Consider the following 23,936-nt stretch of genomic DNA (forward strand, 5'->3'; position numbering starts at 1 on the left):
CGAAAAAACGATGAATTAATCAGCCTCGGCTTATAACCGAGCGAGAAGTATAGAGAATAAATTGAGATATTCATCGCATTTTTATACGCAAACGTTCGCGCGACCAATACTTAAGCAATTTTAGGATTCACTCTCCTTTGCAATCGTTTGGCTCATTCCCAACCCATTTCCAATTCTTAGAATCCAAACAAAATGCGCTGATTTAGCGGTGACGTTACACTCTGACCAAATGGTGCTGCCACATTGTAAGAGAACACTTACAAATACATGATATAAATGTGATTTCTACGAATTGTTTTGGCTCCGTTATCCATGCATCATATTCAATATGGAATGGAAGGAGCACAGCATGGATAGCAAGCAAATTTTGGTCGTAGATGATAATTTGGAGCTCCGAGAAGCATTAACGGACTATTTAGGACGCTCTGGATTTACCGTTGTGAGTGCCGAGAATGGTACCCAAATGTGGCAATTCTTAGCTGATCACACACCAGACTTAATCATCCTAGATATCATGATGCCCGGCGAAGATGGGTTCACGCTGTGTCAAAAGCTAAGAAAAACCTCAGATATCCCCATCATTATGCTCACCGCGGTCACAGAAGAAGCCGACAGAGTCGCTGGCTTGGAGATGGGCGCTGATGATTACATTACAAAATCATTTAGCCCGCGGGAGTTGCTTGCAAGGATAAAAACCATTCTCCGTAGAAGCCAAATATCCTCAGACAATGCGATTCCTAAATGCATCCGCTTTGCTCAATGGGAGCTCAATACGGTAACAAGGCAATTGATCCATTTATCCACTCAAGCCACTAAACAGATGTCTGGTGCGGATCTTTCTCTTCTCTCATTATTTATTAGAAACCCCGAATCGATATTGACCCGAGATGACATTGCCCGAGAAATTTGGGGGAGAGATGCCGACCCATTAGAAAGAGGCATTGACGTTCAAATTAGCCGACTTCGCCACCATTTGGATGATAAAGATCGTTCGCTCATTCTGACCGTCCGCAGCAAAGGTTATATGCTCACGTCAGGCGTAAGCTATGAACATTAACCTCATTCCGCGATCCCTTGCTTCGCGGACTTCTCTGTTTCTTCTTGTCGTTATTGTGCTCGCCCAATTGCTGTCTGGTGCGATTTGGTATCAACAATCTGCGAACAAAGACAAACAAGGGTTACTCAATACAATAAGAAGCTTAACGCTTAGTGCGTCATCTACGGTGTCTTTCTTTCAAACACTTCCTTCGGAATACCGCCACCTCGTTCTCAACCAACTGCGCAATATGGGCGGTACACGCTTTTTTGTTTCACTCAATAATCATCAAATCCCGCTTACGCCAATTGCAGAAAGTGAAAGAAAATCTCTGGTTATTGATGAAGTCAAAACAGTACTCGGAAGCGAGCTGGATAACGTTCGAAGCATGAGCATTGATTTCACTTTGCGAGAACACCTAAAAGTCTTTAACAACGAATTGCCTATCGATGAGCTTCCCTTATTGTGGGCACATTACACTCTTTCTTACGGTGACATTAATCCGCCTATATTAGTGATGCAAATTGAAGTAGCACCGAGTGAATGGTTCTACCTCGCTGCTGTTTTACCTGCCCCTTATGTCAATTTGGAAACGAGTTTTTTCGACATCAGAGAGTGGCTCACCATGTTTTTATCGGCATTTTTATTACTCGGTTGTACTTGGCTGGTTGTTCGAAAAGAATTACGTCCAATCCGAGCGCTGGCAAAGGCAGCAACTTTGATGTCTAGCAAGCTAAAGGTCCCAAATGTCAAAGAAGAAGGCAGTTCTGAGTTTCGCGCCGCCATCCATGCCTTCAATAAGATGAATCGAAGAATTGATAGCCACATAAACGATCGCGAAATGCTATTCAGCGCTATTTCTCATGATTTAAAAACCCCTATTGCGTGTTTGAAGCTACGCTCCGAAATGCTCGACAACGCTGAAGACAGAGAGCGTTTTTCCAGAATCGCCAACGATCTGGATTTGATGGTAAAGGGTGCGCTGCAATGTATAAAAGCCACGGATATCCATGAAGAGATCGAGCTCATCAGTATCCCTGCTTTGTTAGAACACATCATTAGCACCACGCAAAATGGTAGTTCAACAATCTTAGTTCACACACACAATGCACAGCCCTATGCGGGTAAACCTTTAGCCATGAAGCGCTGCCTACAAAATCTTATTGATAACGGCATTAAATACGGTCAGAAAGTTGAAATCGATGTCAACGACTCAGAAGAATCACTGGTTATCAATATATGGGACCACGGAAAAGGAGTAGAACCCGCGCTCATTGACAAGATCTGTGAACCTTACTTTCGTATCGAAAATACCTCCGATAAAGAAGGAAATGGTCTTGGCCTCACTATCACACAAAGTATCGTTAAAGCGCACGGCGGTCATCTTTCTTTTCAACCCGCAACAACCGGTGGTTTATGCGCAACACTGACACTCCCAAGAGGTTAACAAGATGATTCGTATGGTTTTTGCGGCAACGCTATCCGCATTTTCAGTCTCAGCCACGACCACAACCGCTACGGAAATGGAGTTCCTACATTGGTGGACATCACAAGGCGAAACAAAAGCACTCAATGTGCTCAATGAACAGCTGCATTCACATAATATTGAACTGCATAGTGCTTCCGTTGTTGGCGGCGGTGGAGACAGCGCGATGACGGTTCTGCAAGCAAGAGCATTAGCAGGAAACACACCTCACTTTGCGCAAATAGAAGGGCTTGCTATCCGTTCATGGGATGCCATTGGGATTTTGCATAACTTAAATACCACTGCCAAAGCTCAAGGGTGGGATCAACACTTGTACCCGCTGGCACAGTCTATTAACCACACCGATAACGGGTATGTCGCACTTCCTATTACATTACATAGAATGAACTGGCTTTGGGTTAATCATAAAAACCTTCGCGCATTAAACCTTGAAGTGCCCTCAAATTGGGATGAGGTATTCAATGCGATGGACAAAGCAAACCGTCAGGGCATTACGCCACTTGCTATTGGCATGCAGCCTTGGCAAGTCGTTCAGCTCTTTGAAAATTTGCTTTTGGCAAAAGGAGGCGTCGATTTTTACTACCAAACGCTCGTGCAGCTTGATTCCACCAGTTTAAAGTCCGACACAATGCAAGCTATCTTGCGTGATTTTCGTAAGCTCAGTCAGTTTGTTCAAAAAACACAGCCCGATTCAAAATGGGATACCGCAACGCAATCTCTTGCCGAGAATCGCGCGCTCTTTCAATTAGGGGGAGACTGGATACTGGGTGATCTCATGGCACGTGGTGTAAACGTTCCAGAAGACATCGGGTGTTATGCCGCACCGCAGACCCAATCGGTGTTTTTGTACAATATGGATAGCTTCATTTTTATGTCGCGGAAATCTTTTGATCAGCAGCAAGCCAACAAACTCGCTAACGTAATGGCAGACAAAGACTTTCAGTCTTCCTTCAATCGGTTAAAGGGCTCGATTCCCGTTCGAAAAGACATTTCACTCAGCAATTTTAACCCTTGTCAGCAGCAATCTCAGCGCGATTTCATTCGAGCGACCATCAATAACCTCGCGGTACCGAGCATGACGGATTCCATGGCGGTCAATCCAATAGAGCAACACGCCATCAATAGTGAGTTGTTCCGCTTTTTCAAAGACACCAGTATCTCGGTAGATACTGTCATTACACGCATCGTTTCCATCGCCAGCAGTAATTAACCCCTAACGAAACATTTCTGCGTTGCTTGGCGATAGGGCTGGCAAAAACAATAGGTAAAAAAATACCCCAGATTACGTCTGGGGTATTGGATTTTATGAATCAGTAATTTTCCGTGCTACTCGTCTTTTAGCTCCACCAGCTTAGTACTGCCGCCGTGGAACTTCTCGCGTTTTCTCTGCACCATTGCGTAGAAGCTTGGAATCAAGAACGTACCCGCAAGAAGCACACAAAGTAGACCGCCCACCAAAGAGACACCCAATGAGTTTTGACTAATGTACCCCGCTCCGGATGCAAAAATTAGTGGTGTGATACCCAGTATGAACGACCAAGACGTCATGTTAACCGCGCGGAAACGCAGCTCACCGCCTTTAACGGCTGCTTTTTCAATCGCGACTTCTTTATTTTCCCGCTCTAATTTCGCGAACTCCACAATCAAAATGGCGTTCTTGGCGGCGAGCGCAATAAGCAGAACCAAACCTATCTGTGCGTATAAGTTAAGCGGTATACCCGTTAGATTCAGTGCAATGAAAGAACCTAAGGTTGCAACCGGAACCACCAAGATGATCGCCAGTGGGATCGTCCAGCTTTCGTACTGAGCAACCATAAACAGGTAGATAAAAATCAGCGCAAGGGCGAAAGCATAAATCGCCTGATTACCCGCTAACTTTTCTTGATACGCCAAACCTGTCCATTCGTATTGGTAACCATGAGGCAACACCTCAGCCGCAACACGCTCCATTGCCGCAATCGCGTCACCGCTTGAATACCCTGGTGCCGCTTCCCCTTGGATAACCGCAGAACGGTACATGTTGTAACGCCATGCTACATCTGGCTCAAACACTTGCTCATAGGTGACTAAAGTGCTCAGTGGAATCATTTCGCCTTTTTGGCTGCGAACATGAAAACGACCGAGATCTTCCATGTCAGTACGGTGCTCCGCGTCGGCTTGCATGGTGACGCGGAAGTTTTTACCAAACATGGTAAAATCATTGACGTAGATCGAACCCAAGTTCCCTTGCAATGTTTGGAAAATCTCGCCTAAAGGGATTCCGAGTTGCTTCGCTTTTTGACGATCGATATCGAGATAGTAGTGCGGAACGTTTGCACGGAATGTACTGTAGGTATAAAGAATTTCAGGCTGCGCGTTGGCTTTTGCCATCACCTCACCCATAACCTGAGCCAAGTCACTGCGATCTCGACCTAGCGCATCTTCCAACACAAATTCGAAACCCGATCCTGCTCCCATACCCGGTACGGCAGGCGCCCCCATAGCAAACACAACGGCTTCCGGAATTTCTTGTGCGGCACGAGCATTAATCCGTGCAGTCACAGCAAAGGAAGAATGATCCCCTTCCATACTGTTTCTTTGGTTCCAATCTTTTAACTTAACAAACAGCGATGCACCGTTTGAAGCGGCGGCTCCCGTAAGGAATGCATAACCATTTGCTACCGTTACACCTTCAATACTCGGCTCTTGATTGATTAGGTCCATCAGTTTTTCTGTTGCCGCTTCGGTTCGAGACAATGAAGCAGAATCAGGAAGCTGAACGTTAACCAACATAATGCCTTTGTCTTCTTGAGGTACAAACGCAGTCGACGTTGTTTTCGCGAGGTAAGAAACCGCCCCCACCGCTACGCCAAAGAACACCAATGCTAGAATCGCTTTTTTAACTAAAAAGCCAGCTGCGTTTCCGTATTGCTGGGTGATCTTGTCTAAGCCGCGATTGAATGCTTCAAACCATTTTGCCGTATTACCGCCTCCCTGTTTCAATACCAACGAACACACTGCTGGTGACAGCGTCAGTGCGTTAATGGAGGAAATTACAACTGAAATACAAATGGTCAGGGCAAATTGGCGATACATGATACCCGTGATACCAGGAAGCATCGCTACGGGGATAAATACAGCTAAAAGAACCAATGTTGATGTAACGATTGGACCTGTTACCTCTTTCATTGCTCTTAAGGTTGCTTGCTTAGGCGATAAGCTTGGATCGCGCTTCATGATCGTATCGACATTTTCGATGACCAAAATGGCGTCATCTACAACGATACCAATCGCCAAAATCAAACCGAATAACGTCACGGTATTAATCGTGAAGCCTGTCGCCAACATTATGGCAAATGTACCGATAAGTGATACTGGAATCGCAATAACCGGAATTAACGTCGCGCGTGCACTGCCAAGGAACAGATAAGTGACGGCAATAACCAGTAGAATGGCTTCGATTAAGGTTTTAACGACCCCTTTTATCGACTCTTCAACAAACAGCGTTGTGTCATAGCTGGTTTCATAAGCCATACCTTCTGGGAAGGTTCCTGATAACTCCCCTAAACGATCCATGACCAAACCGCCGCTTTCCAAAGCATTAGCGCCCGATTGCAAGCTTAGGACAACGATTGATGCATCGTGCCCGCGGAATAATCCGGTTCCGTTGTAGAAGTTTTTGCCAAGTTCCACTCTTGCAACGTCTTTCAAGTACACAGCGGAACCATCAGGATTCGCACGAAGCATGACACTTTCAAACTCTTCTACCGTTTCCAACCGCCCTTTAGTAACCAAGTTAAACTGCACGTCCTGAGGGTTGGCATATGGCGCAGCACCAATATTACCGGCAGCAACTTGCACGTTCTGTTCAGCTAAAGCGGCATGCACATCAGAAGTCGTCATACCTAAGCTTGCGAGTTTTTCAGGGTCGAGCCATACGCGCATTGCATATTCACCGCCGCCAATTACGCTCACATTACTGATGCCTTTTACTCGAGCAAGCTGGTCTTTCACATTCAGGTTGATGTAGTTAATCAAAAACTGGTCGTCGTACTTATCTTCAGGAGAAAAGAAATTCAGCACCATAAGAAGATCAGGCGAATTTTTCTTCACCGTTACCCCAACCATTCGTACTTCTGGGGGTAATTTTGACTCGATTTGGGTCACTCGGTTTTGCACATTCACCTGTGCCATATCGGGATCAGTACCAATATCGAAAGTCACGTTTAAAGAATACGAACCGTCGTTCGCACTTTTGGAAGACATGTAAATCATATCTTCCACACCATTGACCGACGTTTCTATCGGATCGGCGATAGCCTGCTCCACTACTTCAGCACTGGCACCGGTGTAATAAGCCGTGACATTCACAGATGGTGGGCTAATTTCAGGGTATTCCGAAACAGGCAGTACCAGAAGAGACATCGCCCCAGCCAGTGTCAGAATAATGGAAATAACCAGTGCAAACTTCGGGCGCTGGATAAAAAAGCGACTAAGCATAGTTAGGCTCCAGTGTTAGCGGTATCTGAGTTTGTTACATTGACAGGCATTCCATTTCTGACACGTTGCAAGCCTTGTGTTATCACACGCTCATCTTTCGCTAAGCCTTTGGTAACAATGACGCCTTCAGCCGTCTGACGACCCATTTCAATATTTCGGCGTTCGGCGATGTTTCCTTCTGTGATAATCATAATGAAGTTACCTTCAAGATCCGTTTGCACAGATTTTCTCGGGATAACGATAACTTCTTCAGCACTTTGTTCTTGAATCGCAACTCGAACGTGTTGACCTGGTAACAAGGCGTGTTCTGGGTTATTCACACTCGCTCGAAGAGAAATGGTTCCCGTATTTAGGTTGATGCGGTTACCGATAAAATCGAGCTTCCCTTTGTGTTCGTAAACATCACCGTTCTCAAGTTCAATCAGCACGTCTAACGCGTTGGCTGCGCCAGCCCCATCGCCGCTCACTTTGTCCATTCCAAAATCTAAACGTTCGCGCTCACTGACGTTAAAGCTGGTATGAATAGGATCAAGGCTAACAATCGTAGTAAGGGGACCAGAAGATGGAGATACGAGGTCACCGATGCTAACGTTGCTACTGCTGATTCTTCCCGAGAATGGCGCAACAATTTGGGAGTGAGATAAGTTCACGTTAGCCAATTTTAATTGTGCTTCTGCCGCCTCCACTTGCGCCTCAGCGCCAAGCTTTGTTGAGGTCAATGAATCGAATTCTGACTGTGAAATGTTCCCTTTAGGAAGAAGGTTCTTACCTCGTTTAAAGTCCAGTTCCGCTTTTTTAAGCGCAGCGTTTGCTTGAGATAAAGAGGCTTTTGCTGTCGCAACCTGAGCTTCGAACGACAAAGGGTCAATTTGGTACAACACGTCCCCTTTTTCGACAAACTGCCCTTCAATAAACAAACGTTCTTTTAGATAACCGGAGACTTGAGCGCTGATGCTCGCATCTTCTACTGCTTCAACTCTCCCTACATACGTCTTACTTTGCTGGTGCATTATTGTGGTTGATTCCACTACGACGACATTTGGCGCAGCGGCTTGTTGATTTCCATTTTCTGCTTCACCACATCCAACCAAGATTAATGAGCTGACTATTGCCAAGCTAAGTAATTTCTTTTTCATGTATTTACCAATTTTTGAAATGCAGATTATTAGGGTCTGTTGACCTTTCAAGATGATTCTTAAACCTAAACCGTTTGGCTCTGTGATTCTCACTGCCCACCTTTGGGCAGAAAAGCACGTATTCTCACTCTATGATGACACTTTATTTTGTTAGATTGCTTCAAATAATTCACGTAATAATGTGTCAAATTATTGCAAAATAAAATCATCGCAAGCCAATGATTACTAATACTACCTAAACAGTAGTATTACATAAAACGATTTGAAATATTAATGTATAAAGATAGAAGATTTACGTAGGGAATAACAAACAGCTAAAGGGGGTTACTCCACTCGCGTATTTAGGAGGAAATTGGATAGATATTGGAATAAACTCAGTTTGCCTCAACCTCTGCCAGCCAAAGCTTTGCTATGTATTGAGAGAGACTATCAGCATAGATATCCCTAAAAAGTGAGACTACATTCCTTTGAACAAATGCTGAGAGGCGCGACTTACAGGAAGTTCACAACGACCGATTTTAGCAAACATTCTCCCAGCAAGATCTTTCTTCACCTTATCTATCGCTGGCACTGAAATGATTGTTGAACGGTGTATTTGCCAAAAACGATTCGGATCCAGCTGATCGAGTAACTCCTTGAGTGACATCCGAATGACATATTCATCAAACCCATCATCTTCCTTTCTACAATATACAGAAACGTATTTATCTTCCGACTTAAAGTACGCAACATCATCAATAGATACGAGGTGGATCTCATCTCCCAATGACGCTCTTATCCAATGGAGATAATTTTGTGTGGGGTTCGATTGCTCTTTGAGTTGTTCGAATAAGGAGTGTAAATCGGGTTGCGAAGACTGGCTTTGTTCAAGTTTTGCTTGCACTTTTTGGCAGGCTTTGAGTAACCGCTCTTCATTTAAAGGTTTTAGCAAGTAGTCTGCGGCACTTAGATCAAAAGCCTTAACGGCATATTCATCGTACGCTGTTGTGAACACAATAAGGGGTGGTCGCAGCAATTTGTTGAGCTTGGCTGCCAACGATATCCCATCAAGCTCTGGCATTCGAATATCCAAAAAAACCACATCTGGGTCGTGCTCCAGTATGGCTCCAAGCGCGCTTTTACCATCCTGAACTTTCGCAACTACATCAAGCTCTAGCCAAACGTCGGACAGCATTCTTTGAAGATGATGAAGCAACAGTGGTTCATCATCGGCAATTAGGGCTTTTACTTGTTTTACCATTCTATGTCCTTACACCAAACTAAGTTTTAAGGAGCACTTCCAGTGCCAATTTGTTAATGGTGACTCGAGACGTCACACCATGGGTATCATTCTGTATAACAGCAAGTTTCGCATCTTCGCCAAGCAGTGTTTTCAAACGAGCACGAATGTTTTGCAACCCAATTCCATGGCCACCTGATGCATTATTGCTGACTAACCCTACCCCGTTATCACTGACTTCAAGAATAATATCAAACTGATTTTGCGTAACATTCACATTAATATGCCCACGGTTCATGCTGGGTTCCAACCCGTGTACAACAGCATTCTCTACAAGTGGCTGTAATAAAAAAGGTGGCACCATTAACGCTTCGGTTGATTCATCTTTTGTGACAGTGTAACTCATAAGCTCACCCAACCTAATTTGTTGAATGCCCAGATACGCCGAAAGCAAATCCAATTCATGTTCCAGCGGCACAAATTGTGTTCTATTTTTCCGCAATGTGGCGCGAAGCAAGTCAGTTAAACGAGAAAGCATTTCTCTTGCTCGCTCGGGATCACTTTCTATTAAAACGTTGATGTTTGCTAATGTATTGAACAAGAAATGCGGCTCAATCTGACTTTGAAGCTGCTTAAGCTCTCCTAACACAAGCGCTTTTTCTTGATCGGCTTGGATTCTACGAGCTTTTTCAAGTTCGTGTTTCGCCTGAATGTTTTGCTCATAGGAGTAGAAATAATAAAAACAAAATGCCGTGAAAATAAAACCCAACATAACAATGGGTTTCATGTCCTCGTAGGTCGAAAAGTTTGAATACTCACTCACCCAATAATGCGCGTTAACACTTCCACCCAGCATAGACAGTATTAACGACAATACATTTACGATCCTTGGCGAAAGTTCTGGTGTGATAAATGTGATGATTCTTGCGCCAAGGACAGCGCTGTATCCGTATCCAAGGCTGATCAATAAGTGCTTATAGTAAGGCGCGTCCCAAACGTAAAACGTTACGGTAGCGATCATCACACAAAATAATGATGTAAAAGTGATGCTCTTAACCCACTCATTTCGGAGCACACCAAATTCTGTAACCATTAAAATTTTCCCTTAAAATTTAACAAAATCATACGGCTAGTTTGTAGATTTTTATAGACTGAGCCTGATTTTCCACCATAAAAACGTGCGGCAAGCTCCGTCTCAAAACGAGCATTACCATCGTCATACCACTCCATTCCAATTCTAGGTGTGGCTATTACTCCTCCGTCTTCCGGTGCAACAATGACGTCGACGGTAGGTGTGATCTTTTCAAACCACGAGGGCGCACTTTCCCAATTTGTGCCCTGCCAATTCTGGGTATCCAATGTCCAGTGAAGCATCATGTTATGTTGGACCAAGTTTGCACCCGAAAGCCCAAAAGCATAGGAATTGGCTAACCCATCTTGGTGATAGTCGTTTCGCAAAGAGGTGGCGCTTTCGAATGCATTTTTCCATTCATCATCACCCCATGCTCGGCTGTCGAACCAATACTCTGCAATCACACTATGACCTGAATAACTACTCCAGGTGACCCCTGTTAACGCTTGATAAGCAACGTCTTCCTTTCCAATTTCTACGGGTGAAAAGAGTGTCTCTGGCTGTACGTATGTCATGTGTTTACGTTGAATAACTGCCGAAGAATGCCATGCCCATTCGTGTCCAAATACCGTCACCCAACTGCCACCAACCAGACCTTGGCGCACATTGTCACAATAAGCGAGTAACTGATACTCGCTATCACCTTCTAAACCGTAATAGCGAACTCCTAGACCATTTTGTTCAGACGCTTCCTGCAACTCGCTCCCTTCTTGCTGGATAATCGAGGAAGTCGTCGCAAGAAGTGTCCATTCTCCTTTCGCTCCATAGTGAGAAAGGCTAAATAGCCCCACTCCTTCCTCAACCTGAATACCAACAGGGTTGCGACGATAAGGATTAAATACATCTAATGGGCGGTAGCCATAAGCCACACCGTAATCTTGCCGAATTTTCCCAACTGTAAAATCCCAGTATTCACTACCCAGCCCCAACTCTCCTTGCCAAAAAAGCTCACGTACAATGATTTGATTTTCATTGTTTTCACCATTTTTTGACTGGTAAAGGTCATCTGCTAGTAACGCGAATGTCCCAGAGACAGAAAATCCACTTAACTCCAGTTCCAGTAAGGCATCTACGCTTTGTGCTTTGATTTCACCACTTGAAAAGAGTGGAGAGTTTGATCTTGGCAAAATGGAGTCCGCACTCACTGTCCAATCCCAATTTGCACTAAGCTCGGACGCGTTCAAAGAACCGGATAGCAAAAAAGCGATCGAGACGATATTTAAGCGAGTCACGTTACAGCTCCGACACACTATTTCGCACTAAATACGACGGGTTGTAATATTTTTCTTCCAGCTCAAACGGTGAGATTTCTTTATATTCTATCTGGGTTTTTTGGTTTGGCTGAATCTTATCCAGTAAAGTCATAGCGACAACAGCTCTCCCCCCATTACGTTCACCTTTAGTAAACCAAGCTTCTTTGGCGATCTTTCCAGACTTCAAAATCAAATTGGCTTTAATTGGAAAGTCTGTTTCGGGTGCAAGCCAAAGTTCTATGGTGTGGTAGCTTGCTCCTTTTGTTTTTGCGGTCAAAAGCAGTTTATTGCCTTCTATTTCACTACCATCGGGTTTGGTCACACTTTCGATTTGCTCAAACACCCCTTCGTAGTCGTCACTCCATGTCAGGGTTGATATATCACCGACAGACGCTTCTCCCAGTAGTTTTTGCATAGGTGTAATTCGAATAGGGCGGCGACTCTTTGGCATCACCAGCCAATAGTTATCTTCCAGCATTAACATTTTTTGTCCTGCCTCTACCTTAGATTTAAAAATCACGAGAGACTGCCTTTGAGGGCGTGTGTAGACGTGGTATTGGTGCGTTTTTTCTCTTTCATTGTTTTTGAAAAGATGTACAACAGACACGACTTTAGAGGACTCGTCTTCCATGCGATATTCATCCGCCTTTTTGAGTATTGCATTTACGTCAAGCGTTGCGACATCGACAGTTGCGTGTACTTGGCCAATCGTCAGTACCAACCCAGCCCCGCTCATCATGACAAGTAATACGATTCTGGAAATAAACTTAAACATACGCCAAAGCCTCTGTAATAGGTTTGTTTGCGCCCTTACGAGCAGAAAGATAAGCAGCAATGATGCAAATGATCATGACGCCAAGAGTCGAATACGCAGCTAGTTCTGGGGAGAAATTGATTTGCAGCGGATAACCTTCACTGTGACCCGGAGGTGGTGGCATATCGATATCGACAACTAGCAGCAATAACCAAACACCAATACTGCCAATCACTCCTAAAATGCTTCCAAAGAGCGCCAGCAGCCCAGCTTCTTTTATGAAGCCAGAGATAATTTCGCTAGAATACGTCCCAAGAGCGGATAACGTGCCGATTTCACGTGTTCTTTCAGTCACCGACATTGTCATGGTGTTGAACAGAGACACGAAGACAACTAAACCCATCACCAATCCCATGATGCCAAATATGCGGTCGTACAAGTCTTTGACTTTCTTGTAGAAGAAAGCGCGTTCTTGCCAAGGAGTCAATTGGTAGGCTTGCTCGGAAGACGTGTTATCTATCAAGGATTGCACCTGTGCTTGCACCGATGAGGTTTGCTCTGTTTCAAAAAGAAAAACCGATAAAGTGCTTATCTTTTCAGACACCAAAAGCTCTTGAGCAGAATTGATATGAAGATATAGCTGGCGCTTGTCTAATTCTGGTATACCTGTTGAATAGATACCGCGAACCATAAAATCCAGAGCATTAAGCGCGCCATCACTTGTGGTAGCAAGAAGAGTCACCCAGTCGCCAACTTCTACTTTGAGGTTTCGAGCCAATTCATAGGCCAGCATTATTTGAGGCTCTTCAGGGTTATATCGACTCGAACGAGGGCTAGACAGTGTTCTCCCCTGTCGAACATCGAGAAAAGGCCCTTTTAGGTCGAATTCTTTCTCATTAACGCCATTACCAACAAAGATGGTTGACTTGTTTCCATTGGAAATCAAACCCGTAAAGTAAATTCGGGGTTGCACCGATCGCACCTCATCCAAGGACATTATCTTTCCAACAAGTGCCTGAGTATTGGATAGCCCATTGGAGAGCGGCATTTCTTCATCTTCTTCAAAAAAACCTGGCTGGCTGAGTGTTAAATGCCCAGTGTCCCTAGCGGTAGACTCTTTGAGTGACTGATAAGTAAAAAGACCGAACCCACCTGCGCTCACCATAGCGAAAACCGCGATAGCCACAATAAAAACGGACAGTGCACTTCGGCGACCATTTCGACGAAGGTTTAAAACCGCATGGCGGAGCCCTTCGAATACACTCCATGCTGAAAGGGATGTGGTTAGCTTACCCATTTGAGCGCCTCCTCTTGGATATGCCCATCAAAGAGAGCAATCGTTCTGTCACAACGATCCGCCATTCTTTGATCGTGCGTCGCGATAACAAAAGTGGTGCCAAACTCTTGACCTAAAGATTTCATGATATCAATCACCAACGTTGCGCTTTCGCTGTCTAAGCTGGCTGTCGGTTCGTCCGCAATAACGAGCTTGGGTTTGTTCACTAACGCGCGGGCGATAGCGACACGCTGTTGTTGTCCGCCCGACAAATGATCGGGTCTATGATGAATAAACTCTGCCAACCCAACTTTTTCTAATATGCCTTCCGCAAGTTCATGTTGTTCGCGTTTGGAATACCCCACCAGCCTTAGTGGGTACATGACGTTTTCTAGTGCGGTCATCACTGGCACCAAATTAAAGCGCTGAAATATAAACCCCATTTCAAAGCGGCGAATACGCGCCGCTTCTTGAGGCTCTTTTGGCATCGGTTCACCGCCAAACTCGATTTCGCCGGAGTAATCGGTATCAAGCAAACCTAAAATATTGAGCAGTGTGCTTTTACCAGAACCAGAAGGACCACAAAGCGCGAGCATTTCACCTTTGCGAATGTTACCCGTCGCGCCTTTCAACGCTGGAACATCGATCATTCCAAGTTGGTAGTTCTTCTTTATATGATGGAAACTAATCATATTTCCCCCTTACACCTTCTCTAACAGAGATTGGGCTTTTTGGGTTTCGGGGTGAGAAGCATTTTTCTCTTTCATCAGCGCCAACCATGCATTGGCGCGGTCGATATCTTCAGCGCGAATGGCGGTCTCAATGGCAAAGGTGTAGATCCAAGACGTGGCTTCAAAAGGGGCTTGCTGAAATTGCGATTCACCAAGTAAGTCAATAAACAAATCGTAGCCACGATCGAAGTGATTAAACATATCAGGGAGTTGGCTATAGGTTGCAGCAGACAATGCTCGTGCCAAATACGTGTCTGGCAGACCTTGTATAACCGGCTGTGATTCTAACGGGATAGATTGCGAAGCGATTAAACTTAATCCTTTATCTATCGTAACTAGGCCTTGCTCCACATATTTCATTTTGTTCCAAGGCATCCAGGCATCGCGTCCTTGCAAGGTTTGTGTACTGCCTAGGTAAACAAGGCTTAGAGGTTTGGCACCTTCGTTTTGGATCAATTGGTTTAACTGTTTATAAACCAGTTCGACTTTGTCCGTATCGCCTTGCGCGGCTTGATTATATTCATTAATTAACTCGTTGGATGGGTTAGCGACAACTTGCGACATTCCAGCAAAAAGAAGTGACGAAATAACGAGTGCATTTTTTAAGACTTTCATAACCGATATCCATTCTGTAGTTGGTAAAGCTACTCTATTGCTCATGGACGCTCGGTTCTGTTGAATGCGACAAACGGTCGATATGAGGAGTGAATGGTTTTTCTGCCTATACTCAATATTTGTGTAAATTTTAGAAATCTAGGCATTTTTTTTGCTTAACGTTAACCGGACACACTATTTATTTGCCGCTTGTGAAAGAAAATGGGCAAAAAACGGTTCTATATGCCTGTTAAAAGGTCATGGATGTAAATTATGAAAAATATTGTCGCACTCTCATTAGCATTGGTATCTGGTTCAGCATTAGCAATGGAACCAGTTGAGGAATATGGAATTATTGGCGCAAGCGGAACGTTTGGGCAGTCGATCTATTCAACAGAAGATTCAGCGCAGTTTGGTGTAACACCCAATCTGTTTTATTACGGTAATCGCGGATTTATTGATGGCAGCCTGGCAAATTATAACCTCTTGCCGTACGTAGGCATTTCAGGAAATTGGCGATTCGCGCAAGTATCCAACACATTCGACACAATTCCGAATGGAATCGATGAACGAGATGGCAACTTGGAACTGGGTATTACACTTGGAACTCCGGGTGCCCGGATCACCTACTTGCAAGACGTGATGTCTGTGCACGGAGGAAAAGAGATTCAGGTTCACCTTGGTAAAACATTCGATACCCCGATGCGTCGCTTCACGTTAACACCTTATGTAGAACTGGACTGGAGAGACAGAAAATTGTCTCAGCACCTATATGGTGTAAGCGCTTCAGAATCAAGTGCTTCCGGATTGATGAAGTACGACGCTTCAAGCAGCTATGTGTATCAGGCTGGTGTAATTGGCTTGTACGATTTTTCTAAAAAGCTAGTGATCATCAGTAAAGCTCGGATGGAAAGCCACGATGATGATAGCCCAATTGTTCAACGTAGCTTCGGTTGGTCTTTTGAACTGGGTCTGACGTACAAGTTTGCTGGGAAATAATGGCGAATTTAACTATTAATGTTAGTTAATTTCACCTGACTGATCATAGCAGTCTATATAAATCAATAAGTTAAAAATGGCACGCATATTGAAATAGTTATATTCAATTTTGTGTGCTTTTTAATTTGATTTGAATGGATTTGATTATGTCTTCAGTGTCTAAAAGGTTCTCTCTAAGCAAAGTACTTTCCTCTACTAATGTGTTCTCTCCTGTAAAAGGGGTAAATGCGCTACTGTTCACCATCGCTATCATTTCACTGATTGTCGCCGACTCTGCGCTGGCAGATGAAGAACGCGCCTTTCCAGTCGACGATTTTCACTCCCTTTCTGTTGCTAAAGATGTCAGCGTATCTGTGATTTGTGGCTCCGCTCCAATGGTTATTGCCAAAGGTCATAAAGATGTACTCGATGATCTGGATATTGACCAATCTAACGGAACACTGTCTATTTCTAATGATGGTGAAGATCCCGGTATATTTTCGAGTAAACACCTTGATATCAGTGTTATCACCAACAAACCAATTGATGATATTCAGGCGATCATGGGTAGCCAACTTCAAGCTCATCCCTGCGCAATCTCAGATAAAAACCTACATGTCGTCGCCAGCATGGGTGCAGATGTAAAAATAGAGGGCAAAGTCCAATATTTAAATGCAGAATTTTCAATGGGTGCGAATTTTAATGAAAAGGAATCGGATCTCCAAATAGAGCGAGCGAATGTGGATGCCGCAATGGGTGTAAACGCATTTCTCTGTGGGGCTAAGTATGTATCCGGAGAACAAGCAGCAGGTACGCTACTGAACATAGGGCAAGATACACAACAAAATATATCAACCGCGATGGGGGCAGCGGTTTCTAAGTCAGGTTGCAGCTAATTTATACCCATTAATTAAGTTTGAATAATCCTAAATATACGTACACAATAGGTTTTACATTAAACCTATTGTGTACTAGAATCGACATGCAGAAAAGAAAAGTTCCGTCCATACGACGACAGCAACGCGATGCACATCATGTTTTTTATATCAAATACCTCAAAACACGTAAATTTCTAAAAAAACTGTAACGAATTCCGCCAATGTTTAGCCCTACCGCAAACAGGAGTGAGTTAAGTTCCGTTCAAACAATAAACACTTTTTTTCTTTTTATATTTCTTCCTAAAACCACCATATCCTATTGTTAATTAAGAATTTATATTTATCCCAAAATCTAAATTTTGACGCTCTTCAAAACGATTTCCGCTAAAAATTCGCGACAATAAATTTCTCATTAAGCTTATTCACGTACTCAATCGAACCAAGATTTCGGTGTGCGAGTATCCAGCGGCCTATCAGTGCTGGCACACCAAAAAGCTATGTATTTTAGGAGTTAACATGAATAAGATTTTTAAACCTAGCCTTATCGCAATGGCAGTCAGCAGTGTTGCATTTACCGCTTTTCCAACCATCGCCGAAGAAACCGATGCCAAGTACGACGTATACGGCATTATTGCTGTTCAAGCTCATTATCGTGACTACGAAAATTCCCCGAGCCTAACAGGCTTTCAAACCAATAATGAGAGCCGAATTGGGTTTAGAGGTTCTAAACAATTCCAAAACCTTGGACCTAAATTTATTTGGCAAATTGAAGGGGGTTATGTCGATCCTTCTTATTCTGATCACACATCAAACGGTGGTTTTGGTGAAAGGGATACCTTTGTCGGATTCGAAGATTTTGAGTCGTTTGGTCAAGTTCGAATTGGTCGTGTATTAACACCACTTTACGAAGTAGTTGACTGGCCAGGTGCTAACCCAGGTTTGGGTGATGTTTGGGATTGGGGTGGCTTGATAGGCGGTGCAAAATTCCAAGACCGCTCATCGAATACCGTTCGTTGGGATTCACCAGAATGGGGAGGAATGACATTTGATGTGGCGTACGGCAGAACTAAAGCCGCCGCAACTGGAAGCGATGAAGGTTGGTGGCAAGGTGCAGCAGCGCATTACAAAGTCGGACCTTTCCAATTTGATGCTGCATATGAAGTAAACCGAAACACAGCGGAAAGCTTCCAAGATGGTACGTTAGACACTAGCGCACACGATCCGAGTACCAAACAAACCTTCAACCGTGTTTGGGACAACAATACTTATTTAGTCGGCGTACAAGGCTGGTTTGAAAACGGTATTTCCTTCTTTGCACAATATCGAATCCAAGATGCTGAAGTCACCGAAGGCATTGATTCTGGCCGTGAAGAGAAACAAAACGCAATGACATCGGGGCTCATGTACAACACGGGTGACTGGCAGTTTAAAGTCGGCTACACCAAAAACTTCGAACTTGAAGTCAATGGTGAAAAAGTGGAAGACAGCTCAGACGACGTTATCTCTGCTCAAGCAATGTACTTTGTAGACCCATCTGCAGTGCTTTACGTACGTGCTCGCGACGTCACAATGGGCGGTAATACTGTCGATTCTGGCAATACAGGTATGACATACGATCGCTGGAAGTCCGATTCTTTCAACGAGGTTTCCATTGGTGTTGAATACTACTTTTAACCTATTTAAATCATAATTTCAGGGCGAGTTTATACTCGCCCTACTCCGTTTTTGTATATTATTTTTCCGGTGCTTCTTATGCGAATAACACATACATTCACTTTACTCTTGGCGCTTTTCTCTTTCTCAACAGTCGCCTCTACTCATCGTATAGAAATCAGTAAGGAGATGACTCCTAGAACCTTAAACGGGCAGAAAGTCGAGAGTAACTGGATAAAGTCAGACTCATCTGTCGAGCTGGATTCTGGTATTAACCAGCTTGTCGTGACAATTGGGCAAATTATTGTAGAAGATGGGCGACGAACTAAATATTACTCTCAACCCTATATCCTTTTATTCGAAACGAATGATTCACTTTCCCTGAGCTATAAAACATTCCGCACCATAGAAGATGCTCGTCAATTTGAGAAAAGCCCGCAATTTGAACTTACCGACTCGACGGGTAAGCAAGTCAGCTTTAAATTAGACTCTGTTCATATAGGTGGGCTTCAAACACGTCAAGACTTCGAATCTTCAATCAAAAAATACAACGAGAATGGGCGAGGAGAAGCTGTGCTTAGCCACTCAGAACCTATTTCTTCCTTAAGTTCTTCCATAAGCTCAAAAGATACTCACACTATTTCAAGTGTAAAATCTGGGTTTTTGTCCCTTAATGAAATGGAGCAGAGACGCTTTATGAGCTGGGCAATGGAAAACCTTAAGTAGCGAGCCTAGTAAACAATGTGGGGACCGCAGACCCGCAAAGCTCTAGCTACTCCAAATGGGGTGTAGCAACTAAAATTACCAATATGCGAAAGCATCATCAGAACATTAAATGTGAAAGAAGACACACCGTATAAATTGATAACTACTTTGATTCTCAAAATAGGAAGTCAAAAAGCAATGACATAAACTTGTTTAAAAACAAAGAAATACGTTAGCAATATATTGGCATCACCTTTGCAATCTAAAGCATATAGCGCAAAGGAAACCACATGCCACCAATTAACCCGACATCTGAAATTGAAACACACAGAGGCTCAGCAATTGCACTGACGACCTTATGTGCGGCTATTGGGGTGCTTTGGTACTTTGTCCCCCACCCCGCGATTCCAGTTGCTTTGGCGGTGGCACCGTTTGCTCTGCTTCTCACCATTCACTACCCGGTGTTACTGGCACTTTTATTTATCGTATTTTCGTATTTTCGTCTTCACGAAGCGTTCCCATTTCTCATGCCTTTCAGAATCCCGCTTCTACTTTCGCTTGGGACGTTGTTTACTTTTTTTTGGCACATTGCCATTTCAAGAAGTATTCAATTCAAACCGTGCAAAGAGCTAATGTGGCTAGCACTCTTCTTCATGGTGGTCACAATGGGTATTGTATTCGCGAGTAACAAAACGGCGTCTATCAACTATTTCACCAGTACTTACGTAAAAATCGCCATTATGACGCCAGTATTAACGTGGATCCTGACCAACCCTAGCCACTTTAGGCTCGCCATCCGGCTGTTTTGTTTTGCTGGGTTGGCTGTTGCTTTCGTGGCAATTTCGAACAAGCTTGCAGGCATCGGAATTGTCGAGGGTAGCCGAGTCACAATAGGGCGAAGCTTTCAATCCGTACTGGGCGATCCGAATGACCTGTCGCTCGTACTTTTATTCCCATTCTCATTTGCGATAGCGCAAATCCTTGCCCCAGGAATGACGCGGTTAGAAAGATTGCTAGGTATTGCATCAGCAGTGTTCATTGTTTGGGCAATTATTGCCACACAAAGCCGAGGCGGTCTGCTGGGAATGGCTAGTGTTGTGGGCATCTTCGCTTACCGTAGAGTGAAATCCAAATCACTGCTGATAATGGGAGGCACGGTACTCATGATGGTGTTGTACCTAGCGGCCGGTATCAGTGGAAGGAAGTCTGGAGGCGCTGCTGAAGAAGGCATAGATGAATCCGCAATGGGCAGGCTTCATGCGTGGGAAGCGGCTTTTAAAATGGCGGTAGATAACCCGTTAACAGGCGTGGGAATCGATAATTACCTCTACAACTATTTCTTCTACAGCAGTTACTGGGATGGGATGAATCATGCCGTCCATAGCTCTTGGTTTGGCGTTCTTGCTGAATCCGGTTTTTTGGGGCTAGTACTGTTCATTGCCATGATCGTCACCATGTTTAAAACATCCATTTCTTCGGTCAGAACGGTCAGCGAAAACCCTGATAATTATCCACCAATCACCTACGTAATGAGCGAAGGGACGCTCGCTGGGCTCATTGCATTTTGTGTATCCGGCTCTTTCCTAACTCAAGGGTACACATGGCCTATATACATATTACTTGCACTCACTGTCGCCAATTTCAATTACATAAATCAAAGTAAGGAGACACAAAATGGACAATAGAATACCGTCGCTAGACGGACTTAGAGCCGCGTCCATTGGGTTGGTATGCTTGGGCCACTTGGTCGGCACAGTTAACTTCCCTACTATTTTTGGTCCTTTGCAAAGCTTGGGAAACTTTGGGGTAAAAGTGTTCTTCGTAATTTCAGGTTTTTTAATCACTACCTTACTTTTAAATGAGCTTAAAAAAACGAGCCGAATTAACCTGTCTCAGTTCTTCATTAGACGCGTATTCCGCCTCTTCCCAGCTTTCTATTTTTATATTTTATGCATCGCTATCGCGGAGCATTTGGGCTGGCTTTCCCTCATGCCCGGTGATCTATTCCATGCCGTGACGTATACGATGAACTATCACCATGAACGCGAATGGTGGCTCAATCACACATGGTCTCTTGCGGTAGAAGAGCAATTTTATTTGCTGTGGCCATTACTCCTTACGCTACTTGGTCGTCACCATGCTAAATACCTTCTTGTTGCCACGATTATTGTTGTGCCGTGTATAAGAGGATGGATGCTTTTTGGTTTGGAAAGCTCACCTTCGGCATTAACGCGTGAATTTCAAGCTATTGCTGACGCGCTGGCTATGGGGTGCGCATTAGCCTATCTAAAAGAAAGTGGATTTAAATTACCCAACTACTTTGCATCCGCGTGGTTTGTTGTCGTGCCCGTCTGCATGATTCTGATTCCAAGTGTGATGTACAAAATCCAGCCCAACTGGTTTTATATTGGTGGACAAACGTTCATCAATGTCTGTGCTGCATTAATGATTTTGCGCTACAGCCAGTTCAATCAAGGTCTGAGTTTCAAACTATTAAATAGCAAACCCGCAATTTGGCTTGGTGCACTCAGTTACTCACTTTACTTATGGCAAGAACCTTTCCTCAACAGTTGGACGCAAGCATGGTATGCCACTTGGCCAATTAACCTTGTACTCGCATTTGGTTTTGCACTGATTTCTTACTACTTAATTGAAAGACCTGGATTGCAGTTGAGGAAAAAATGGCAATCATCCAGATCATCACATCGTGGTATTTCTATTGATAAGTCGAAAGCGTAGCAAAATTGAGGATAGCCATAGAAATGTTAAACCCAGTTGGGATTAAAGCAGGAATAGCACTACGCTAGAGTGACGTAACAACAGATACTTCACGACGGCACTTATTCAATAAGGAGTTCACCATGGAATTGGGCGCTTTTTCTGTCAGCTTGAACGTAAAAGACCTTCAGGCATCAAAGCAATTTTACCAAGCACTCGGGTTTTCAGTTTTTGCGGGAAATGAATCTGAAAACTGGTTAATTCTATCTAATGGCGATCATAAAATTGGGCTATTTCAGGGGATGTTTGAGAAAAACATGCTGACATTCAACCCAGGCTGGAAACAAGATTGCAGTACATTAAGTGAATTTTCTGACGTGAGAGACATTCAAAATCACTTAAAAAAAGCAGGGATTGAATTAACGATGACTGCCGATGAATCGACATCTGGACCCGCTAGTATCATGCTTGAAGATCCCGATGGTAATCCGATTCTTTTAGACCAACACGTGTAACATCACGAAAACACTTACTTTTCCTTGAGAATAAGCAACGTTAGGAATAGTTTGAATACCCTATTCACTCAAGGTAGAAGCGGTAATGATCTCTGTTCACTATTCATACCGAGAAGGCGATAACAAAGAGCCTTCTCATTTTTCCTCAGAAAATGCGACCGTAGAGCACGTCGCATCCATCATTGCTGAATACCCGTGGGATACTGAAGGGGAATTACCCAGTGAAGAGCACGCTGGTGGCGCTGTATTCATTGAGTTTACAAATAGTGACAAGCAAACTGCTCTTTTCCAATTAGTCCCCATTGGTGAAGGTCGCTGTATGTTGTTTGTCGACGTAATACTTAAAAAAGGGTTTCTTGGATTTATTGGGAAGAAAGCAGTATCCCGAACGTTTGATGACCATTCCGTTGTAGAATTCAGCAAAAACATAAAGGCTTATTGTGAGTCGAGCATCAGCGAACTTTATGGCAAATTCTCCTAACACTTAAGCTGCCAAAAAATCTAATCGAGATACATTGAGGCATATTCGCAAAACCAGCGGTTGACCGTGGAGTGTATAGGCAAATTTTCATTCCCCACACGACTAAAAACACTGAATGGTATTTTGTAGTCTTTGGCAAGCAAAGCGCTTTCTTTTTTGATTAACTCCCCTTTTTCGACCCAATATCGAGTTCTATGTTGTGGCAAATATGCCCAACCATTTGTGCGTAGAAAAGTAAGCAGTAAGCTGAAATCATTAATTTTTCTTGTGTGGTTAGCAAATGATTTAATGATGCTATCGTTGCCTCGTTCTTCTAGCTGATACTGAATACTGTTGTGAATATCATCCATAGATATCAACTTTTTTGACGCCCAGTTGGAGTCTTTCCCCACATATAGCCCAAATGGGACATAACCTAAATGTGTAAACTGGACTGGCTTTTCTGCATAAGCCATTCCTTTGCTCGATAACAATGCAAAATCCATCTCACCAGCCATCAGAAAGTCCAAACATTCTTCGCGACTACTGGCGATCCAATGTACGCGAAGATTGGGGTAATGCAGTAAAGATAGCGCTTCTATTTTTTCGATAAAATCCACTGGAAAACAGGACTCATAGCCAATTTTCAGTTCATCAATGCCCTTTTCAAACAAAGAATGCCCGTACTGCACTAATGATTGGTTCTGAATCGTTACAATTCGGACCTGATTGATCAACTTTTCTGCATATTCAGTAGGAACCGCTTTTCGCCCAACGATTGAAAAGAGTTCCAAGCCTAAGCAATCTTCATAAGCTTTAACCAGCTCTCTTATTGTCGTCCTGTCTTTTTTAAGTCTTTTTGCGGCCGCACTGTACGAACCATTTTCATATACCTCAACAAAGGCATTCAACTGATCGAGCGTATGCATAGTC

General features: G+C 43.8%; 21 protein-coding genes. 11 read left to right on the forward strand and 10 right to left on the reverse strand.

Annotation, left to right across the window (positions count from 1 at the left end):
- The first annotated feature begins 349 nt into the window (after nt 1-349).
- Genes LDO37_RS24725 through LDO37_RS24735 form a run of 3 tightly spaced genes read left to right on the forward strand, consistent with a single transcriptional unit; the run spans nt 350 to nt 3,732 of the window.
- On the forward strand, nt 350-1,057 hold the full coding sequence (locus LDO37_RS24725; RefSeq protein WP_101111015.1) for a response regulator transcription factor: 708 nt from the start codon (nt 350-352) through the stop codon (nt 1,055-1,057).
- Entirely contained in the window at nt 1,047-2,483 is a 1,437-nt protein-coding gene (locus LDO37_RS24730; protein WP_224055485.1) for an ATP-binding protein, read from the forward strand. The genes LDO37_RS24725 and LDO37_RS24730 overlap by 11 nt, the downstream gene beginning before the upstream one ends.
- Before the next feature lie 4 nt (nt 2,484-2,487).
- Nucleotides 2,488-3,732 carry an ABC transporter substrate-binding protein gene (locus tag LDO37_RS24735; protein WP_126609155.1) on the forward strand — a complete coding sequence of 415 codons (1,245 nt, stop codon included), beginning with the start codon at nt 2,488-2,490 and terminating at the stop codon, nt 3,730-3,732.
- 116 nt (nt 3,733-3,848) lie between these two features.
- Here LDO37_RS24735 and LDO37_RS24740 read toward each other — a convergent pair whose 3' ends face one another.
- From LDO37_RS24740 to LDO37_RS24780, 9 genes are all read right to left on the reverse strand, one after another.
- Nucleotides 3,849-7,001: an efflux RND transporter permease subunit gene (locus LDO37_RS24740; RefSeq protein WP_126609156.1), complete on the reverse strand. Its 3,153-nt coding sequence runs from the start codon at nt 6,999-7,001 to the stop codon at nt 3,849-3,851.
- 2 nt (nt 7,002-7,003) lie between these two features.
- The gene (locus tag LDO37_RS24745) at nt 7,004-8,137 is read right to left on the reverse strand and encodes an efflux RND transporter periplasmic adaptor subunit (protein WP_126609157.1); all 1,134 of its coding nucleotides are present in this window, start codon (nt 8,135-8,137) and stop codon (nt 7,004-7,006) included.
- Between the two features lie 457 nt (nt 8,138-8,594).
- Nucleotides 8,595-9,377: a LytR/AlgR family response regulator transcription factor gene (locus LDO37_RS24750; protein ID WP_126609158.1), complete on the reverse strand. Its 783-nt coding sequence runs from the start codon at nt 9,375-9,377 to the stop codon at nt 8,595-8,597.
- 19 nt (nt 9,378-9,396) lie between these two features.
- Complete coding sequence (locus LDO37_RS24755) at nt 9,397-10,449, reverse strand: sensor histidine kinase (protein WP_126609159.1); 1,053 nt, start codon at nt 10,447-10,449, stop codon at nt 9,397-9,399.
- Nucleotides 10,449-11,720: a hypothetical protein gene (locus LDO37_RS24760; protein ID WP_126609160.1), complete on the reverse strand. Its 1,272-nt coding sequence runs from the start codon at nt 11,718-11,720 to the stop codon at nt 10,449-10,451. The genes LDO37_RS24755 and LDO37_RS24760 overlap by 1 nt, the downstream gene beginning before the upstream one ends.
- A gap of 1 nt (nt 11,721) precedes the next feature.
- Nucleotides 11,722-12,516 carry an outer membrane lipoprotein-sorting protein gene (locus LDO37_RS24765; protein WP_126609161.1) on the reverse strand — a complete coding sequence of 265 codons (795 nt, stop codon included), beginning with the start codon at nt 12,514-12,516 and terminating at the stop codon, nt 11,722-11,724.
- On the reverse strand, nt 12,509-13,792 hold the full coding sequence (locus LDO37_RS24770; RefSeq protein WP_126609162.1) for an ABC transporter permease: 1,284 nt from the start codon (nt 13,790-13,792) through the stop codon (nt 12,509-12,511). The genes LDO37_RS24765 and LDO37_RS24770 overlap by 8 nt, the downstream gene beginning before the upstream one ends.
- Nucleotides 13,780-14,463: an ABC transporter ATP-binding protein gene (locus LDO37_RS24775; RefSeq protein WP_126609163.1), complete on the reverse strand. Its 684-nt coding sequence runs from the start codon at nt 14,461-14,463 to the stop codon at nt 13,780-13,782. The genes LDO37_RS24770 and LDO37_RS24775 overlap by 13 nt, the downstream gene beginning before the upstream one ends.
- 9 nt (nt 14,464-14,472) lie before the next feature.
- Nucleotides 14,473-15,117, reverse strand: a complete 645-nt coding sequence (locus tag LDO37_RS24780) for a hypothetical protein (RefSeq protein WP_126609164.1) — start codon at nt 15,115-15,117, stop codon at nt 14,473-14,475.
- Nucleotides 15,118-15,369: 252 nt separating this feature from the next.
- Between LDO37_RS24780 and LDO37_RS24785 the strand changes: the two genes are divergently transcribed.
- From LDO37_RS24785 to LDO37_RS24820, 8 genes are all read left to right on the forward strand, one after another.
- Entirely contained in the window at nt 15,370-16,095 is a 726-nt protein-coding gene (locus LDO37_RS24785) for a MipA/OmpV family protein (RefSeq protein ID WP_126609165.1), read from the forward strand.
- Between the two features lie 146 nt (nt 16,096-16,241).
- The gene (locus LDO37_RS24790) at nt 16,242-16,970 is read left to right on the forward strand and encodes a GIN domain-containing protein (RefSeq protein ID WP_126609166.1); all 729 of its coding nucleotides are present in this window, start codon (nt 16,242-16,244) and stop codon (nt 16,968-16,970) included.
- Nucleotides 16,971-17,468: 498 nt separating this feature from the next.
- Nucleotides 17,469-18,626, forward strand: a complete 1,158-nt coding sequence (locus tag LDO37_RS24795) for a porin (protein ID WP_126609167.1) — start codon at nt 17,469-17,471, stop codon at nt 18,624-18,626.
- Between the two features lie 78 nt (nt 18,627-18,704).
- A complete protein-coding gene (locus LDO37_RS24800; protein WP_126609168.1) occupies nt 18,705-19,331 on the forward strand; it encodes a YccT family protein in 627 nt (208 codons plus the stop codon).
- 269 nt (nt 19,332-19,600) lie between these two features.
- Entirely contained in the window at nt 19,601-20,995 is a 1,395-nt protein-coding gene (locus tag LDO37_RS24805) for an O-antigen ligase family protein (RefSeq protein ID WP_101111001.1), read from the forward strand.
- A complete protein-coding gene (locus LDO37_RS24810) occupies nt 20,985-22,049 on the forward strand; it encodes an acyltransferase family protein (protein WP_126609169.1) in 1,065 nt (354 codons plus the stop codon). Before LDO37_RS24805 ends, LDO37_RS24810 begins: the two co-directional genes overlap by 11 nt.
- Nucleotides 22,050-22,171: 122 nt before the next feature.
- Nucleotides 22,172-22,543: a VOC family protein gene (locus tag LDO37_RS24815; protein ID WP_101110999.1), complete on the forward strand. Its 372-nt coding sequence runs from the start codon at nt 22,172-22,174 to the stop codon at nt 22,541-22,543.
- A gap of 85 nt (nt 22,544-22,628) precedes the next feature.
- A complete protein-coding gene (locus tag LDO37_RS24820; RefSeq protein WP_126609170.1) occupies nt 22,629-23,024 on the forward strand; it encodes a hypothetical protein in 396 nt (131 codons plus the stop codon).
- Nucleotides 23,025-23,044: 20 nt separating this feature from the next.
- Here LDO37_RS24820 and LDO37_RS24825 read toward each other — a convergent pair whose 3' ends face one another.
- Complete coding sequence (locus tag LDO37_RS24825; RefSeq protein WP_185829900.1) at nt 23,045-23,932, reverse strand: LysR family transcriptional regulator; 888 nt, start codon at nt 23,930-23,932, stop codon at nt 23,045-23,047.
- Nucleotides 23,933-23,936: the final 4 nt, after the last annotated feature.

The organism is Vibrio penaeicida (assembly GCF_019977755.1).
GTDB lineage: Bacteria > Pseudomonadota > Gammaproteobacteria > Enterobacterales > Vibrionaceae > Vibrio > Vibrio penaeicida.

What these genes read in the sequence shown, in the direction of transcription:
- LDO37_RS24725 (WP_101111015.1), top strand. Translation starts at nt 350, where the DNA reads ATGGATAGCAAGCAAATTTTGGTCGTAGATGATAATTTGGAGCTCCGA.
- LDO37_RS24730 (WP_224055485.1), top strand. Translation starts at nt 1,047, where the DNA reads ATGAACATTAACCTCATTCCGCGATCCCTTGCTTCGCGGACTTCTCTG.
- LDO37_RS24735 (WP_126609155.1), top strand. Translation starts at nt 2,488, where the DNA reads ATGATTCGTATGGTTTTTGCGGCAACGCTATCCGCATTTTCAGTCTCA.
- LDO37_RS24740 (WP_126609156.1), bottom strand. Translation starts at nt 7,001, where the DNA reads ATGCTTAGTCGCTTTTTTATCCAGCGCCCGAAGTTTGCACTGGTTATT.
- LDO37_RS24745 (WP_126609157.1), bottom strand. Translation starts at nt 8,137, where the DNA reads ATGAAAAAGAAATTACTTAGCTTGGCAATAGTCAGCTCATTAATCTTG.
- LDO37_RS24750 (WP_126609158.1), bottom strand. Translation starts at nt 9,377, where the DNA reads ATGGTAAAACAAGTAAAAGCCCTAATTGCCGATGATGAACCACTGTTG.
- LDO37_RS24755 (WP_126609159.1), bottom strand. Translation starts at nt 10,449, where the DNA reads ATGGTTACAGAATTTGGTGTGCTCCGAAATGAGTGGGTTAAGAGCATC.
- LDO37_RS24765 (WP_126609161.1), bottom strand. Translation starts at nt 12,516, where the DNA reads ATGTTTAAGTTTATTTCCAGAATCGTATTACTTGTCATGATGAGCGGG.
- LDO37_RS24770 (WP_126609162.1), bottom strand. Translation starts at nt 13,792, where the DNA reads ATGGGTAAGCTAACCACATCCCTTTCAGCATGGAGTGTATTCGAAGGG.
- LDO37_RS24775 (WP_126609163.1), bottom strand. Translation starts at nt 14,463, where the DNA reads ATGATTAGTTTCCATCATATAAAGAAGAACTACCAACTTGGAATGATC.
- LDO37_RS24780 (WP_126609164.1), bottom strand. Translation starts at nt 15,117, where the DNA reads ATGAAAGTCTTAAAAAATGCACTCGTTATTTCGTCACTTCTTTTTGCT.
- LDO37_RS24785 (WP_126609165.1), top strand. Translation starts at nt 15,370, where the DNA reads ATGAAAAATATTGTCGCACTCTCATTAGCATTGGTATCTGGTTCAGCA.
- LDO37_RS24790 (WP_126609166.1), top strand. Translation starts at nt 16,242, where the DNA reads ATGTCTTCAGTGTCTAAAAGGTTCTCTCTAAGCAAAGTACTTTCCTCT.
- LDO37_RS24795 (WP_126609167.1), top strand. Translation starts at nt 17,469, where the DNA reads ATGAATAAGATTTTTAAACCTAGCCTTATCGCAATGGCAGTCAGCAGT.
- LDO37_RS24800 (WP_126609168.1), top strand. Translation starts at nt 18,705, where the DNA reads ATGCGAATAACACATACATTCACTTTACTCTTGGCGCTTTTCTCTTTC.
- LDO37_RS24805 (WP_101111001.1), top strand. Translation starts at nt 19,601, where the DNA reads ATGCCACCAATTAACCCGACATCTGAAATTGAAACACACAGAGGCTCA.
- LDO37_RS24810 (WP_126609169.1), top strand. Translation starts at nt 20,985, where the DNA reads ATGGACAATAGAATACCGTCGCTAGACGGACTTAGAGCCGCGTCCATT.
- LDO37_RS24815 (WP_101110999.1), top strand. Translation starts at nt 22,172, where the DNA reads ATGGAATTGGGCGCTTTTTCTGTCAGCTTGAACGTAAAAGACCTTCAG.
- LDO37_RS24820 (WP_126609170.1), top strand. Translation starts at nt 22,629, where the DNA reads ATGATCTCTGTTCACTATTCATACCGAGAAGGCGATAACAAAGAGCCT.
- LDO37_RS24825 (WP_185829900.1), bottom strand. Translation starts at nt 23,932, where the DNA reads ATGCATACGCTCGATCAGTTGAATGCCTTTGTTGAGGTATATGAAAAT.